15 protein-coding genes are annotated in these 12,664 nt (G+C 69.9%); 7 read left to right on the top strand and 8 right to left on the bottom strand.

What is annotated here, in order from left to right; genetic code table 11:
• The coding region (locus tag ABZ215_RS33155; protein ID WP_354954196.1) for a hypothetical protein at nucleotides 1–197 on the top strand (197 nt) is incomplete at its 5' end.
• A gap of 10 nt (nucleotides 198–207) precedes the next feature.
• Nucleotides 208–669: a (2Fe-2S)-binding protein gene (locus tag ABZ215_RS33150; protein WP_354954194.1), complete on the top strand. Its 462-nt coding sequence runs from the start codon at nucleotides 208–210 to the stop codon at nucleotides 667–669.
• Here the strand turns inward: ABZ215_RS33150 and ABZ215_RS33145 are convergent.
• On the bottom strand, nucleotides 656–1,897 hold the full coding sequence (locus ABZ215_RS33145) for an MFS transporter (RefSeq protein ID WP_354954192.1): 1,242 nt from the start codon (nucleotides 1,895–1,897) through the stop codon (nucleotides 656–658). The genes ABZ215_RS33150 and ABZ215_RS33145 overlap by 14 nt on opposite strands.
• A gap of 116 nt (nucleotides 1,898–2,013) precedes the next feature.
• Between ABZ215_RS33145 and ABZ215_RS33140 the strand changes: the two genes are divergently transcribed.
• The 3 genes from ABZ215_RS33140 to ABZ215_RS33130 all read left to right on the top strand — a co-directional run bounded on the left by ABZ215_RS33140 (nucleotide 2,014) and on the right by ABZ215_RS33130 (nucleotide 4,468).
• Entirely contained in the window at nucleotides 2,014–2,532 is a 519-nt protein-coding gene (locus ABZ215_RS33140; RefSeq protein WP_354954190.1) for a PadR family transcriptional regulator, read from the top strand.
• A 15-nt stretch (nucleotides 2,533–2,547) separates the two neighbouring features.
• Entirely contained in the window at nucleotides 2,548–3,516 is a 969-nt protein-coding gene (locus tag ABZ215_RS33135) for an NADPH:quinone reductase (protein WP_354954188.1), read from the top strand.
• A 106-nt stretch (nucleotides 3,517–3,622) separates the two neighbouring features.
• Nucleotides 3,623–4,468 carry an alpha/beta hydrolase gene (locus tag ABZ215_RS33130; protein WP_354954186.1) on the top strand — a complete coding sequence of 282 codons (846 nt, stop codon included), beginning with the start codon at nucleotides 3,623–3,625 and terminating at the stop codon, nucleotides 4,466–4,468.
• A gap of 6 nt (nucleotides 4,469–4,474) precedes the next feature.
• Here ABZ215_RS33130 and ABZ215_RS33125 read toward each other — a convergent pair whose 3' ends face one another.
• The 6 genes from ABZ215_RS33125 to ABZ215_RS33100 are packed head-to-tail and all read right to left on the bottom strand — an operon-like array spanning nucleotide 4,475 to nucleotide 10,185.
• Nucleotides 4,475–5,089, bottom strand: a complete 615-nt coding sequence (locus ABZ215_RS33125; protein ID WP_354954184.1) for a 3,4-dihydroxy-2-butanone-4-phosphate synthase — start codon at nucleotides 5,087–5,089, stop codon at nucleotides 4,475–4,477.
• A gap of 12 nt (nucleotides 5,090–5,101) precedes the next feature.
• Nucleotides 5,102–5,596, bottom strand: coding sequence for a flavin reductase family protein (locus tag ABZ215_RS33120; protein ID WP_354954182.1), 495 nt, complete (start codon nucleotides 5,594–5,596; stop codon nucleotides 5,102–5,104).
• Entirely contained in the window at nucleotides 5,593–6,618 is a 1,026-nt protein-coding gene (locus ABZ215_RS33115) for an LLM class flavin-dependent oxidoreductase (protein ID WP_354954180.1), read from the bottom strand. Before ABZ215_RS33115 ends, ABZ215_RS33120 begins: the two co-directional genes overlap by 4 nt.
• Nucleotides 6,619–6,658: 40 nt before the next feature.
• Nucleotides 6,659–8,353 (bottom strand): helix-turn-helix domain-containing protein, encoded by a 1,695-nt coding sequence (locus ABZ215_RS33110; protein ID WP_354954178.1) that lies wholly within the window; start codon nucleotides 8,351–8,353, stop codon nucleotides 6,659–6,661.
• 25 nt (nucleotides 8,354–8,378) lie between these two features.
• The gene (locus ABZ215_RS33105; RefSeq protein ID WP_354954176.1) at nucleotides 8,379–8,999 is read right to left on the bottom strand and encodes a cysteine hydrolase; all 621 of its coding nucleotides are present in this window, start codon (nucleotides 8,997–8,999) and stop codon (nucleotides 8,379–8,381) included.
• A 28-nt stretch (nucleotides 9,000–9,027) separates the two neighbouring features.
• Nucleotides 9,028–10,185 (bottom strand): LLM class flavin-dependent oxidoreductase, encoded by a 1,158-nt coding sequence (locus ABZ215_RS33100; RefSeq protein ID WP_354954174.1) that lies wholly within the window; start codon nucleotides 10,183–10,185, stop codon nucleotides 9,028–9,030.
• Between the two features lie 174 nt (nucleotides 10,186–10,359).
• Between ABZ215_RS33100 and ABZ215_RS33095 the strand changes: the two genes are divergently transcribed.
• Complete coding sequence (locus ABZ215_RS33095; protein WP_354954172.1) at nucleotides 10,360–11,142, top strand: acetoin reductase; 783 nt, start codon at nucleotides 10,360–10,362, stop codon at nucleotides 11,140–11,142.
• Complete coding sequence (locus ABZ215_RS33090; RefSeq protein WP_354954170.1) at nucleotides 11,139–11,489, top strand: VOC family protein; 351 nt, start codon at nucleotides 11,139–11,141, stop codon at nucleotides 11,487–11,489. The genes ABZ215_RS33095 and ABZ215_RS33090 overlap by 4 nt, the downstream gene beginning before the upstream one ends.
• A 37-nt stretch (nucleotides 11,490–11,526) precedes the next feature.
• Here the strand turns inward: ABZ215_RS33090 and ABZ215_RS33085 are convergent, their stop codons facing one another.
• Nucleotides 11,527–12,633 carry an NAD(P)-dependent alcohol dehydrogenase gene (locus ABZ215_RS33085; protein WP_354954168.1) on the bottom strand — a complete coding sequence of 369 codons (1,107 nt, stop codon included), beginning with the start codon at nucleotides 12,631–12,633 and terminating at the stop codon, nucleotides 11,527–11,529.
• Nucleotides 12,634–12,664: the final 31 nt, after the last annotated feature.

Below are 12,664 nucleotides of genomic sequence, written 5' to 3'. Positions count from 1 at the left end.
GCCAGATCCACATCATGCCCGGTGCCGGTGACCGGGTGGGCGGTGCCGGGGAGGTCGGCATCACCGCCCCGTCCGCGGCGATCGCCAACGCCTACGCCGCCGCCACCGGTATCAAGCCGCGCAGCTTCCCGTTGGTCTTTGACGTCGACTTCACCCCGTTCCCGCCCGGCGCTCTGCCCGCGCCGCCGCTCGTCTGAAAGGCCACCGATGCCCCACTACACCATCGAAGTCAACGGCAAGTCCTTCACCGTCGACGCTCCCGAGGACATGCCCCTGCTGTGGGTGCTGCGCGACATGCTGGGCATCTCCGGTCCCAAATACGGCTGCGGGATCAACGTCTGCAAGGCGTGCACCAGCCTGCTCGACGGCGAGGCCATCCGGCCCTGCTCGGTGAAGGTCTCCACCGCAGCCGGCCGCAAGGTCACCACGATCGAGGGGCTGGCCGACGGCGACCGGCTCCACCCGGTGCAGCAGGCGTGGCTCGAGCAGGACGTCCCGCAGTGCGGGTACTGCCAGCCTGGGCAGATCATGACGGCCGTGGCGCTGCTGGCGAAGTCCGGGCAGCCGACCGACGCCGAGATCGACGAGATCGAGAACGTCTGCCGGTGCGGTACTTACCCGCGGATCCGCAAGGCGATCGCCCGCGCCGCCGAGCTCATGGAGCGGTGATCCCGGAGACGGCGCCGGTGGTCCACGCCGGCGCCGTCTCCGGCAACCGCCACAGCACCGGCAACACCACGAGGGCTATGACAGCCACCATCGCGCCGGGAACCAGCCCCCACCCGGTGGAGTCGACCACAGCCTGGGACGCGTATGGCGTCAGACCGCCGAAGATCGTGGTGGCGACCGTGCCCACGGCCAGCCCGCTGAGCCGCCCCGCGACCGGGAACTGCTCCGGGCTCGCTGACGCGCCTACCGCACTGACTCCGCCGGCCACCAGAGCCAGCACGACGGCTCCGATCAGCGCTGATCCCGGTCGACCGCCGGACATCAGGGCGAACATCGACAACGGCAGGACCAAGGCCGCGCCGGCCAGCACCACCAGCGTCGGCCGCCGCCCGATGCGGTCCGCCAGGTGCCCGGCAAGTGGCGTCACGACGATGACCGCCACCGACGCGACAGTCGACGGCCACAACGCGTCAGCCTCGCCGAAACCTCCCACCGATGTCAGATAGGTAGGCACGTAGGTGACCCCGACGTAGTAGGTGATGGAGCCCAGGGCCGAGATCGCGAACGTGCGATAAAGGGCGGGCCGCTGGGTCCGCAGCGTCCACCGCAACGGCGTGCGCTGACGCGGCATGCCTTCGAATGCCGGGGACTCCCGCATACTCGACCGCGCGAGAAGGGTGCCGGCCGCGAGAACCGCGCCGACGAGGAACGGAACGCGCCACCCCCACGAATCCAGGGAACGCGAGCCCAGGACCCCCACGGTGACCGCGGACACGCCGACGGCCAGCAGCGCACCGATCTCGCTCGCGGCCGAGGCGAGGGACGTCACCAGCCCGCGCCGCCCGGGCGGCGCGCCTTCGACCAGGTAGGTCATCACGCCCGTGTACTCACCGCCGACGGAGAACCCCATCGCGCAGCGGAGGACCAGCAGCGGAATCGCGGCACCCGGGCCGATCTGCTCCTGGGTCGGCAGCAGCGCCGTCGCCGTCATGGCCGCTGTCATCAGCGTCATCGATGCCAGCAGCACCGGGCGGCGCCCGAACCGGTCCCCCACGTACCCGAAGACGAGGGCGCCCAGCGTGCGCATCACGTACGAGACCGCGAAGAGAGCCAGGGTCGCAAGCAGCGACTCCGCGCCCGGCCCGAAGAACACCCGGGAGAGCACGGTGGCCAGGAACAGGTAGAGCGTGAAGTCGTACCACTCGACCACGGTCGAGAACGCGGCCACGACGATCGACGCCCTCGGCAGCGGGGCGGTCTGGGTAGCGTTGTCGGAGACGAGACCACCCTAACCTCGAACCGAGGTACACATCGAATCGATGTGTCCTATGGCATGATGGACCCATGCTCGAACTCGCCATCCTCGGCTTCCTCGCCGAAGGCCCGCTGCACGGCTACGAGCTGCGCCGCCGCGTGGCGCAGCTGTCCGGGTACACCCGGCCGGTCAGCGACGGCAGCCTCTACCCGGCCATCAAACGGCTGGAGAAGGCTGGGCTGCTGGAGCGCCGGGCAGAACCGGGCGCGGGTGCCGCGCGGTACGTGCTGAACCTGACCGCGGCCGGGCACTCGGACCTGCTCGAGCGTTTGCGGGACCCGGCCGACCACGAGATCACCGATCCGAGCCGGTTCATGACGATTCTCGCGTTCCTCGCCCTGCTGCCCAACGTCGCCGAACAGCACGCGGTGCTGCGACGACGCCTGCGGTTCCTCGAAGAGCCCGCGAGCTTCTTCTACGACGGCGACCGACCGCTGCGCAGCAACGACATCGACGATCCGTACCGCCGCGGCATGCTGCGGATCGCCCGCGCCACCAGCCGCGCCGAAATCGCCTGGCTCCGCGAAACCCTCGGTCCGGCCGACTGATCAGGAGGTACCGTCATGCTCGCATCCTTCTACGAACGGCAGGGCGCGGCCGCCGACGTGCTGCGCGTCGGCGATCTTCCCGATCCCGCCCCCGGCCCGGGCGAGGTGCGTGTCCGGGTGTCGGTCTCGAGCGTCAACCCGGGCGACACCAAGAAGCGACGCGGCTGGCTGGGCTCGACCATGCCCTACCCGCGGGTGATTCCGCACAGCGACGCCGCCGGTGTCGTCGACGCCGTCGGGGACGGTGTCGACCCGCGGCGATCCGGTCAGCGCGTATGGGTGTACGGCGCCCAGTCCTACCGTCCCTTCGGGACAGCGGCCCAGTACACCGTCGTGCCCTCCGATCAGGCCGTGCCGCTGCCAGACCACCTCGGTGACGACCTCGGCGCGAGTCTGGGCATCCCCGGAATCACCGCGCATCGCACCGTGTTCACCGACGGCCCGGTGGACGGCAAGGTCGTGCTGGTCCACGGCGTCCTCGGCGGAGTCGGCTCGCTGGCCGCGCAACTCGCCCGCTGGGCCGGCGCGACCGTGATCGGCACCGTGCGGCGGAGCGCCGATCTGGCCCGTGTGGATGGTCGCGCGGTGGCGCTTGACCAGGACGATCCCGTCGCGGCCATCCGCGCACACGCGCCCAAGGGGGTGGACCGGGTCATCGAGGTGTCCCTGTCCGACAACGCCGACCTGGACACCGCCATCCTCGCCAACGACGGCGTCATTGCCGCCTACGCCACGCGCACCGATCGCACCGAGATCCCATTCTGGCCCTTGCTGTTCGCCAACGTCACCCTGCGCCTGCTCGGCAGCGACGACTTCCCCGCCGAGGCGAAGCGGCAAGCCGCCCGCGACCTCACCGCCGCGGCGGCCGTCGGCGCACTCACCGTCGAGGTCGGCCAACGCTACCCGCTGGCGGACATCGCCCAGGCCCACGAGCGGGTGGACGCCGGCGGGCGGGGCCGGGTGCTGGTCACGGTTCCCCAGTGATACGGCCGGGGTATGACCAGATAGCCATCCGGTGTTGGACCAGTGCCGATCTTGGCCGTTAGCGTCGTCCCGACGGATCGCACGATCTCTGAGCGAGGCACCGACGATGCACCGGTTCACCACTCGCGACGGCGTGGAACTGGCCTACCAGGACAGCGGACCCGCCGACGGCGACACGCCCCCGCTCGTGATGCTCCACGGGTGGGGCCGCAGCCAGATCCTGTTCCGCCACCAATTCACCGGCCTCGCCGTCGGTCGCCGTGTGATCCCCCTTGACCTGCGGGGCCAAGGCGCGTCCGACAAACCCCGGCACGGGTATCGCATCGCACGGCTCGCGAGTGACGTGCACGAATTGCTCGCCCACCTCGGAGCCGAGCGCGTGGACGCCTTCGGCTGGTCGATGGGCGTGTCGGTGTGGTGCAGTTACATCGACCAGCACGGCACCGGACGCCTCCGCCGGTTCGTCGCCGTGGACCAGCCCGCCGCCGTGTCCACCGCACCCGGCATGTCCGAGCAGGAGCGGACCGAAAGCGGTGCCCTCTTCGCTCCGGTGACGCTCTCGTCGACGCTGCTGGAACTCGGCGGGCCACAGCGGGAGTCCGCCATCCACGCCTTCGCCCGGGGCGCGTTCGGTCGGCCACCGGACCCCGCGGTCCTGAACCTCGTGGTCGAAGCCATGCGGACCCTGCCCGCCCACGCCGGTGTTGCACTGCTGTGGAACCACGGCCTGCACGACTGGCGGGACCTCCTGCCCCGCATCGACGTCCCCACCCTCGTCATCGGGTGCGAGGGCAGCCACGTCAATCCGGCCTCCCAGCGCTTCGTCGCCGAGAGGATCCCGGGCGCCGAGGTCCGGATCTTCCCCGCCGACGTCGCCAGCTCCCACCTCCCGTTCCTGGAGAACCCGCCCGTGTTCAACGCTGTCGTCGGGAAGTTCCTCGACCGGGCGTAGGTGCGCTCAGGCGGACCGCCGCACCTCGCCACAGCGGGCGGCCAGATCCGCCGTGGCGACCAGCGCCAGCCCGTGCTCGGCGGCGAAGAAGGCCGGCTCGTCACCGCAGGACAGGTGCAGGGGGCGGTCGACCGACACGATCTCGCAGAACGCGGCAGCCGGTGGGAGCCCGGCCAGGCGGGCCAGGTCGAGTGCGGCTTCCGCGGTTCCCCGCTTCCCCGCAACCCCGCTGTCGGCCGCGCGCACCGGGACCACGTGCCCGGGACGGGAAAAGTCCTCGGCCACCGACTCCGGGGCGGCGAGAGCGGCGATGGTGCGCGCACGGTCGGCTCCCGAGATCCCAGTACCGGTCTCCACGTGGTCGACGGTCACGCGCATCGCCCGGTCGCCGCGGCGGTAGATCGGCGGCAGGTCCAGCCGCTCGCACGCGTCCCCGGTCAGGGCGACGCGAACGAACCCCGACGTGTGCCGGACGGTGAACCCGACCAGGGCGGCAGTGGCCAGTGAGGCGGCGAACACGAGGTTGCCTTCGCCGTCGTCGCCGACCAGCACGACGGGGCGGCCCGCGGCGACCTGGGCGCTCGCGCGGCGGAGGCGTTCGGAGGTGGATGTCGGTGTCACGGGGGTTCCTTGTCAGAGAGCAGCCAGCCGGCGGAACCGGCTACCATGGAAGATCAGTGGCGGAGTGTCCGGCGCAGCCCACAGCGCGTGGATCTCGAGCAGGGCGATCGTGTGATCCCCGGCCGGAACCTCGGCGTGAAGGGAGCAGTCCAGCCAGGCGCTGGCGTCGTGCACGAACACGCTGGCGTCGGCACTGGCCTCCCAGCGAACTCCGGCGAAACGGTCACCCTCCTTTGCGGACAGTCGTAAACAGGCCTGGTCCTGGCTCTCGGCGAGCACGCTCAGTCCGAGGCGGGCGCGATGGCGCAGCTTCGGCCAGGTCGACGAGCTGTTCTGAATGCAGACCGACACCAGCGGCGGCGCCACCGACACGGACGTGAAAGAGCTCGCGGCCATGCCGACCGGCACGCCGTCGACGAGTGCACACAGCGCGGTCACCCCCGAGGGGAAGCAGCCGAAGACACGCCGCAGCTGCTCCCCGCTCGTGACCTCCTCCAAAGCCGTCATGGGCGATCAGCCAGCTTCCGGGTGACCTCGGGGATGACCTTGTCGGCAAGGTACTGGATCCGCGCCGACCCGGACTCCACGCTCTCGCCGGGATACTGGGCCCAGTAGTGGAAGTCGCGGATCTGCGGGTAGGTGGTGGCCAGTGTCACGAGCTCGTCGACCGCCATCGAGGCGTCCATCAAGCGGTACGCGCCGGCATCGAGAACGGCTTGCGCGTCGGCGAACTGCGAAGGCTGGTTCGGGCCCTCGAACGAGCCCCATTCGATGTACTTGTTGAGCTGGTACAGCACGTGGTCGGATATCTGCGCCCACACCCGCTCCGGGTCCTCCGCCACGATGGCCCACTGGCTGGCGTAGATGCGGGCCTCGTCGAGGTTCCCGCCGTGCCGCCGGACCGCGTCGAGGTAGACCTGGCAGTGGTCGTTGGACAGGGTGATGACGCCGTCGCCGACGCGAGCGGCGCGGTCGATCCCTGGCTCCGACTGCGCGCCGATCAGCAGCCGCGGTGTGACTTCCGGCAGGGGCGTCACCGGTAGGCCGGGATAGGCGAACCGCTTGCCCTCGAACGGTTCCGTCGAACCGCTCCACGCCCGCCGGATGACCGCGATGCTGTCTTCCAGCAGGCTCGGCCGCTGTTTCACGCGGCGGCCAAATGCGGTGAACTCGGCCTCCCGGTACCCGAGGCCGACACCCAGGTCGAACCGGCCGCCGGACATCAGGGACAGCGCCGCGGCGTCCTCCGCCAGCCGCACTGGCTCGTGCAAACCGGCGACGACGATGTTGGTGCCGATCCGCATCGTCGTCGTGCGAGCCCCCAGCGCGGCGGCCACGGTCAGCGGCGAAGAGGCGTAGTCGTCTTCGGCGAAGTGGTGCTCGCTCAGCCAGGCGGACCCGAAGCCAAGCTGCTCGGCCCACACGGCCTGGTCGATCGAGTCGCGGTACAGCGCCCCCAGCGGCTGCCGCCACTGTGCCGGGTTGCGAAAGTCGTACCACAGACCGAAAGTCGGGGCGTTTGAAGTCATGTTTACTCCACAGAGGTATGAACGGACGCGCCTGGTGACATCAGCGCAGGCGGTATTCGCGCATCTTGCGGTAGAGCGACGATCGGGAGATGCCGAGGTGTGAGGCAGCCGCGGCCTTGTTGCCGTCGTGGAGGCGCAGGGCATCCGCGATGGCGTCGGCTTCGGCGGCCTGGATCGTGGTCAGCCGGGCACGGGCAGCCTCTCTCGACCAGCCCGGCGGCAGATCACCGACGTCGAGGACCGGACGGTTCTGCCGGCTCAGCCAACGCCGGAACTCCTCCAGCTGACGGTGGTTGCCCGGCCAGGGGTGCACCCGCACCCGCTCGGCTGCCTCGGCCGAGAGCACCGGCATACCGGGGCCTTGGCCGACGAGTCGCCGCATCACGTCGTCCGGGCGTTTGCGCAGTGGTGGCACCTCGAACGGCTCCGCCGCGAACCGGTCGAGCAGGGCCCTCACCGCCGGCTCAGGTTCGCCACCTGGCGGATTCCAGGTCGCGGCGACCGCCAACGGGCCATCGGACCGCGGTACCGCGTCGAGGATCCGGCCGAGCGCGCGACAGGTCGGTGCGCCGAGCGCTTCCAGATGTGCGAGCATCACCGGGCCGGAGGTCCGGTCACGAACCAGCGTCGAGCGGGCGAGGCCGAGCCAGGTTTCGCTGCCGATCTCCTCCGCCGCGGCACAGTCGAGTTCCTCGACCGGTCCGAACGTCTCGTTCAGCAGCGTGCGCTTGCCGGCTCCGGTCTCGCCTGCCACGATCAATCGATCGCACCCCCGCGCGAATTCTCGGAGCAGACCAGCCAGCTGCGGCCATCGGGGAGTCCGTGGAGCGTCGACGTCGGTCGTCGCGCGTCGCGGGACGGGGCGGCTGGGCTCGGTGGGCTCGGCGACGATCACGAGACCGACCACCGAACCGGCGTGCTCGATGGTGTGCCACTGGACCGGGCCGGTGCCGTCGGCGACATCAAGCTCGAGATTTGCGCTGTCGCGGACCCCGGCTTCCACCTGGTTCCACAGTGCACGGTGATCCACTTGGAGCCGGGCCCCGGCCTTGTTCGCGATGACGACGTCTTCGTTCACCGCCACGACCGCGTTGCGGCCGCGACGGCGCTCGGCCAGGAAGTGGTGGAGCAGCTCACGTTCGCGGACCGTGCTCTCGCTGTAGAGCTGCTCCTCCACTTCGCGGGCCAGCTTCAGCAAGGTGGGTGCCATCAGCGGGCTCGCGTCCTCGACGAGGCTTGTCACGCTGAGTACCCCGGCGACCCGGCGCGTGACCGGGTGCCGGATCGGCGCCCCCGCGCAGGTGAAGGCGTGCAACGCCTCGCTGAAGTGTTCGGCGCCGTTGACGACGATCGGCCGGGTGGTCTCCAAAGCGGTACCCAGACCGTTGGTGCCGATGATGTCCTCGTTCCACCGGGTGCCCACCACCGCCGACCGGCGGTCGAGCAGGGCGGCCAGCCGGCTGTCCTCGGACCAGCGCCACAACATCGTGCCGTCCGGTGCGCTCAGCAGCAGACTCGTGTTGGCACCGATCATGATGTCCGCCATCGCGCTCAGGACGGGGATCGCGACGCGCGCGATCCGGCTGTCCAGGCAAGGTTCGCCCGGCACGACCGTCACGTCGTCCGGGTTGACCCCGCTCAAGCGACAGCGCCGCCAGGAGTCCACGATCTCCGGGCGGGCCACCCGGGACCGTCCGCCCGCGCCCTCGAGCCATTCGCGATCGTCGTCGATCATGACACTCAGACCTACGCCTTCCCGGCTACCGTGCCACGTCGAACGCCGCCACGATTTCGTCGACTGTCGCGACTTCCCCGAGGTGGGTGACGGCGAAGTCGACGGCCGCGCGGTGCCAGGTGTCGTCGAAGGACGAGCAGGCGTCCTCGACGAGCACCATTTCGTAGCCGAGATCGGCCCCGTACCGGATCGTGCTCTCGACGGAGAGGTTGGTCAGTGCCCCGCTCACCAGGACCTTCTCCACCCCGAGGCCGCGCAGCTTGATGTCCAGGGAGGTGCCGTAGAAGGCGCTCACGCGCTGCTTGTGCACCACGGTGTCCCCCGGCAGCGGCTCGATGCCCTCGTGCGGGGCGGCGCCCCACCCGGTGCCCATCGCATCGGCTTCGGCCATGTCCCGCCACAACGGGGCGTTCTGCTTGGAGTCGGCACCGTTGTCCGCGCCGACGGAGCGCTGGTGGTGAACGTGGATCACCGGCGCTCGCGCGGCGCGGGCAGCCTTCGCGAGACGTGCGGCGTTCCCGACTACGTTGCGCTGTTTGGCGTGGGCGGCGGCGCCGGACCCGCCGAACGCCCCGTTTTCGTGAATGACTTCGTTCTGCAGATCGAGGATGAGGACGGCGGTCCTAGCCGGGTCGACGCTGACCATCGGCGTGCTCCTTCCGTGACCGGGCTTATCAGCCGGCGTTAGCGCGTTCCTTGGCGTGTCGCTCCGTCGCGGCCGCGATCGCGTCGCCGGACCGCTTGTCCAGCTCGCTCCAGCGCGACACGGCGTAGTCCCGCGCTGCCGCCAGCCGATCGGTGCTGCCCTGGAAACGCGGCTTGACGTGGTTGGCGAACAGCTCGTAGCTCTTCAGCGTCGCCTCGTGGCGGGCCCACTCGTGGTGGATCAGCAGGTAGGAGCCGAAACCACCGGACTGCTTTTCCAGCCGTTCGACCTGGGCGATCGCGTCGTCCACCGTGCCGATGACCCCGAGCCCGGAATCGTTGACCCACGCCACCCGCTCCTCGAACGTGCTACCCGCAGCACGGAAATGCGGCGCGGCGAGAACGTTCTGCGTGTAGTCGCACCAGGCATCGAGCCCATAGCGGACGTCCTCGATGGCCTGCTCGCGCGTCTCAGCGAGGTGCATCGGCCCGCACAGCCGCCACTTGCCGCGGTCGGGAGTGTGCCCGAACTGCGGGGCGCGCTCCTCCATGACGTCCCAATGCAGGGCGAGCGCGTCGAAACCGCCCTTCGCGGTCGCACCCACGGACAGCAGGTTGATGCCGTTCTTCGCCGCCGCCCTGGGTCCGGTCGGCGACGCGATCGCGGCGACGGTGATGTCGAAGTCACTGTAGGGCGAGTACTGGGTCTGGGCGTCGACGAGGTTGTAGCGCGGTGTCTTAGCGGTGACCTTCTCGCCGCGCAGAATCGCCATCAGGACGTCTACGTCCTCCTCGAAGGCGGTCCGCTGCTCCTCCAGGGTGATGCCGATCATCGTCGCGTCCGTGGGCAGCGCGCCAGGACCGAGACCGAGCATGAACCGGCCGCGCAGCAGGCGGTCCAGGAACAGCGCGCGGTCGGCCACCCACAGGGGGTTGTGGTAGGGCAACGAGACCACACCAGTGCCGAGCTTGATGTGCTCGGTCTGCTTGGCCGCCCACGCGATGAAGATCATCGGGTCCGGGATCAGCTCATGTCCACACGAGTGGTGCTCCCCGATCCAGGCCTCCTCGAAGCCCAGCTTGTCCATGTGCTTGATGACATCCATGTCGCGTTCGTAGGCCGCGGTCGGGTCCTGGCCCACCGGACAGTGGAACGGGGCCATGAAGGTGCCGAACTTCAGCGCCATGTCAGCTCCTTTGCTGGTTCACCGGCTTGCTGCGACCACTGTCACACGGCGCCGGCCGCGGCGGGTGTTCGTTTCTGGCACACTCCCGCGGCCGTCCCAGAAATGAACACCCGGCCCCCGCCCGTGTCGGCCACACTCCACGACAGCATCTCGACGACGAGTGAAAGGAGCCCCATGGGCGCCATCGAAGGAACCGTGGCACTGGTAACCGGCGCCGCGCAGGGAATCGGGCGGGCCATCGCGCTCCGCCTCGCCGCGGACGGCGCCGACGTCGCGCTGGTGGACCTCAACGAGGACAAGCTGGCCGGCGTGGCCGGTGAAGTCGCCGCGCTGGGCCGCAAATCCACCACGATCGTGGCGAACGTGAGCGACCGCGCGCAGGTGCACGCTGCGGTGGCACAGGCGCGCGAGGACCTCGGATCGCTGGAGATCGTGGTGAACAACGCGGGCATCGTCCAGGTCAAGCCGATCACGGACGTCACGCACGACGACCTGTCCGCGATCGTCGACGTCAACGTCGCCGGTGTGGTGTGGGGCATCCAGGCGGCGGCCAAGGCGTTCCTGGAACACGGCACCAAGGGCACCATCATCAACGCTTCCTCGATCGCCGGTCACGACGGTTTCGCGCTGCTGAGCCTGTACTCGGCGACGAAGTTCGCCGTCCGCGCGCTCACCCAGGCCGCGGCCAAGGAACTCGCACCGCACGGGATCACGGTGAATGCGTACTGCCCCGGCGTCGTGGACACCGACATGTGGGTGACGGTCGACGCGGAAATGGCCCGCCACACCGGAGCCGCCCCGGGCGCGACTTACGCCCAGTACGTCGACGGCATCGCGCTCGGCCGGGCCGAAACGCCTGAGGACGTCGCGGGGTTCGTTTCCTACCTCGCCGGCCCGGACGCGAAGTACATGACCGGGCAGTCCCCGCTGATCGACGGCGGGCTGGTCTACCGGTGACCGAGGGAGGCCACCTGCGCCAGGTACTGCACCCGGTGTCCGACGTGGACACCGCCGTCGCGTTCTACCAGGCCGCGCTGGGTTTCCCGGCGAAGTTCACGGACGCCAACCGGTACGCGGCTCTGCGGACGGGCGAGGTCACCCTTGCCCTCACCGGACCGGACGAGGACATCACCGGCGGGATCGCCGCGGCCTCGGTCAAGGTGCCTGACCTGGCCACCGCGATCTCCGCGTTCACCCGGGCCGGTGGATCCCTCGTGCGGGGCCCGGAAGAGGGCCCGCACGAGACCCGCGCGGTGGTCCGCGACCCGTGGAACAACACGATCGTGCTGTACGCACCACGGTGAGCCCGGGGATGGCGGACCGCGTCCGCCATCCCCCAGCTCAGTAGACGACGACCGGTTTCACCGTGGCTCCGGACTCGGAGTCGGCGAACGCGGTGTTGATCTCGTCGAGCTGGTAGGTCTTGATCAGTTTGTCGAACGGGAACCGGCCCTGCTCCCACAGCTCGACCAGCTTGGGGATGAACCGCTGCGGAACCGAGCTGCCCTGGATGATCGTCTTGAAGGTCCAGCCCTTCACCAGTGACGCACCGATCTCGAAGGTCGCCTCGGTGCCCGGCTTCGCCGCTCCGACCAGGGCGAGGGTGCCGCGGATCGACAACGCCTGGGCCGCCTTGGCGAGCAGGCCCGGGACCGCCGTGGTGTCGAGGACGTAGTTGACGCCCGCACCACCGGTGATGCTCATCAGCGCATCCGTGAGGTCCTCCCGGCCGCCGTTGACCACGTGGGTGGCACCGACCTCCTTCGCCAGGTCCAGGCGGTTTTCGTGCAGGTCGACAGCGATGACCGTGGTGCAGCCGGCGACGCGGGCAGCCATGACCGCGGCCAGGCCCACCGCACCCGCACCGGTCACCGCGACCGAGGAGCCGACCGGCGGACGCAGCTCGTTGAGGATCGCCCCGGCACCGGTCTGCATGCCGCAGCCCAGTGGTGCCAGCACCTCCAGCGGCGCCGCCGGATCGACCTTGATCACGCTGCTTTCGACCACGTTCGCGTACGTGCCGAATGAGGACTGCCCGAAGAAGTGCGAGGAGATCGCCGAACCGTCCGCCGCGGTCAGCGCGGTGGTGCCATCGCCGCGGCGCCCGCCGAAGTCCTCCGCGAGCAGGTTTTCGCAGTAGGCCATCCGCCCTGCTCGGCATTGCAGGCAGTGCGTGCAGTACGCAGCGGACAACACCACGTGGTCGCCGGGCACGACCGTCGTGACCGCGCTGCCGACCGCCTCGACGACGCCGGCACCTTCGTGTCCCAGCACGGCCGGCAACGGCGTCGGGTAGACGCCGTCGCGCACGATGGCGTCGGTGTGGCAAATCCCGGTGGCGACCATCCGGACGCGGACCTCGTCGTTCCGGATGTCGTCGAGTTCGAGCTGTTCGAGGCTGAGCGGCGCGTGGTGCTCGCGCGCCACGGCCGCGGTGATCGTGGTCATCGGATCCCTCATCTCCTGCCGGTTCGGTCCC

This window comes from Amycolatopsis sp. NPDC006131 (assembly GCF_040614175.1).
GTDB lineage: Bacteria > Actinomycetota > Actinomycetes > Mycobacteriales > Pseudonocardiaceae > Amycolatopsis_E > Amycolatopsis_E tucumanensis.
This window is presented reverse-complemented; position numbering and strand designations above follow the sequence as displayed.

Bases quoted from the DNA above. Each gene is read 5' to 3' on its own strand.
- ABZ215_RS33150 (WP_354954194.1), top strand. From the start codon at position 208: ATGCCCCACTACACCATCGAAGTCAACGGCAAGTCCTTCACCGTCGAC.
- ABZ215_RS33140 (WP_354954190.1), top strand. From the start codon at position 2,014: ATGCTCGAACTCGCCATCCTCGGCTTCCTCGCCGAAGGCCCGCTGCAC.
- ABZ215_RS33135 (WP_354954188.1), top strand. From the start codon at position 2,548: ATGCTCGCATCCTTCTACGAACGGCAGGGCGCGGCCGCCGACGTGCTG.
- ABZ215_RS33130 (WP_354954186.1), top strand. From the start codon at position 3,623: ATGCACCGGTTCACCACTCGCGACGGCGTGGAACTGGCCTACCAGGAC.
- ABZ215_RS33120 (WP_354954182.1), bottom strand. From the start codon at position 5,596: ATGACGGCTTTGGAGGAGGTCACGAGCGGGGAGCAGCTGCGGCGTGTC.
- ABZ215_RS33115 (WP_354954180.1), bottom strand. From the start codon at position 6,618: ATGACTTCAAACGCCCCGACTTTCGGTCTGTGGTACGACTTTCGCAAC.
- ABZ215_RS33110 (WP_354954178.1), bottom strand. From the start codon at position 8,353: ATGATCGACGACGATCGCGAATGGCTCGAGGGCGCGGGCGGACGGTCC.
- ABZ215_RS33105 (WP_354954176.1), bottom strand. From the start codon at position 8,999: ATGGTCAGCGTCGACCCGGCTAGGACCGCCGTCCTCATCCTCGATCTG.
- ABZ215_RS33100 (WP_354954174.1), bottom strand. From the start codon at position 10,185: ATGGCGCTGAAGTTCGGCACCTTCATGGCCCCGTTCCACTGTCCGGTG.
- ABZ215_RS33095 (WP_354954172.1), top strand. From the start codon at position 10,360: ATGGGCGCCATCGAAGGAACCGTGGCACTGGTAACCGGCGCCGCGCAG.
- ABZ215_RS33085 (WP_354954168.1), bottom strand. From the start codon at position 12,633: ATGACCACGATCACCGCGGCCGTGGCGCGCGAGCACCACGCGCCGCTC.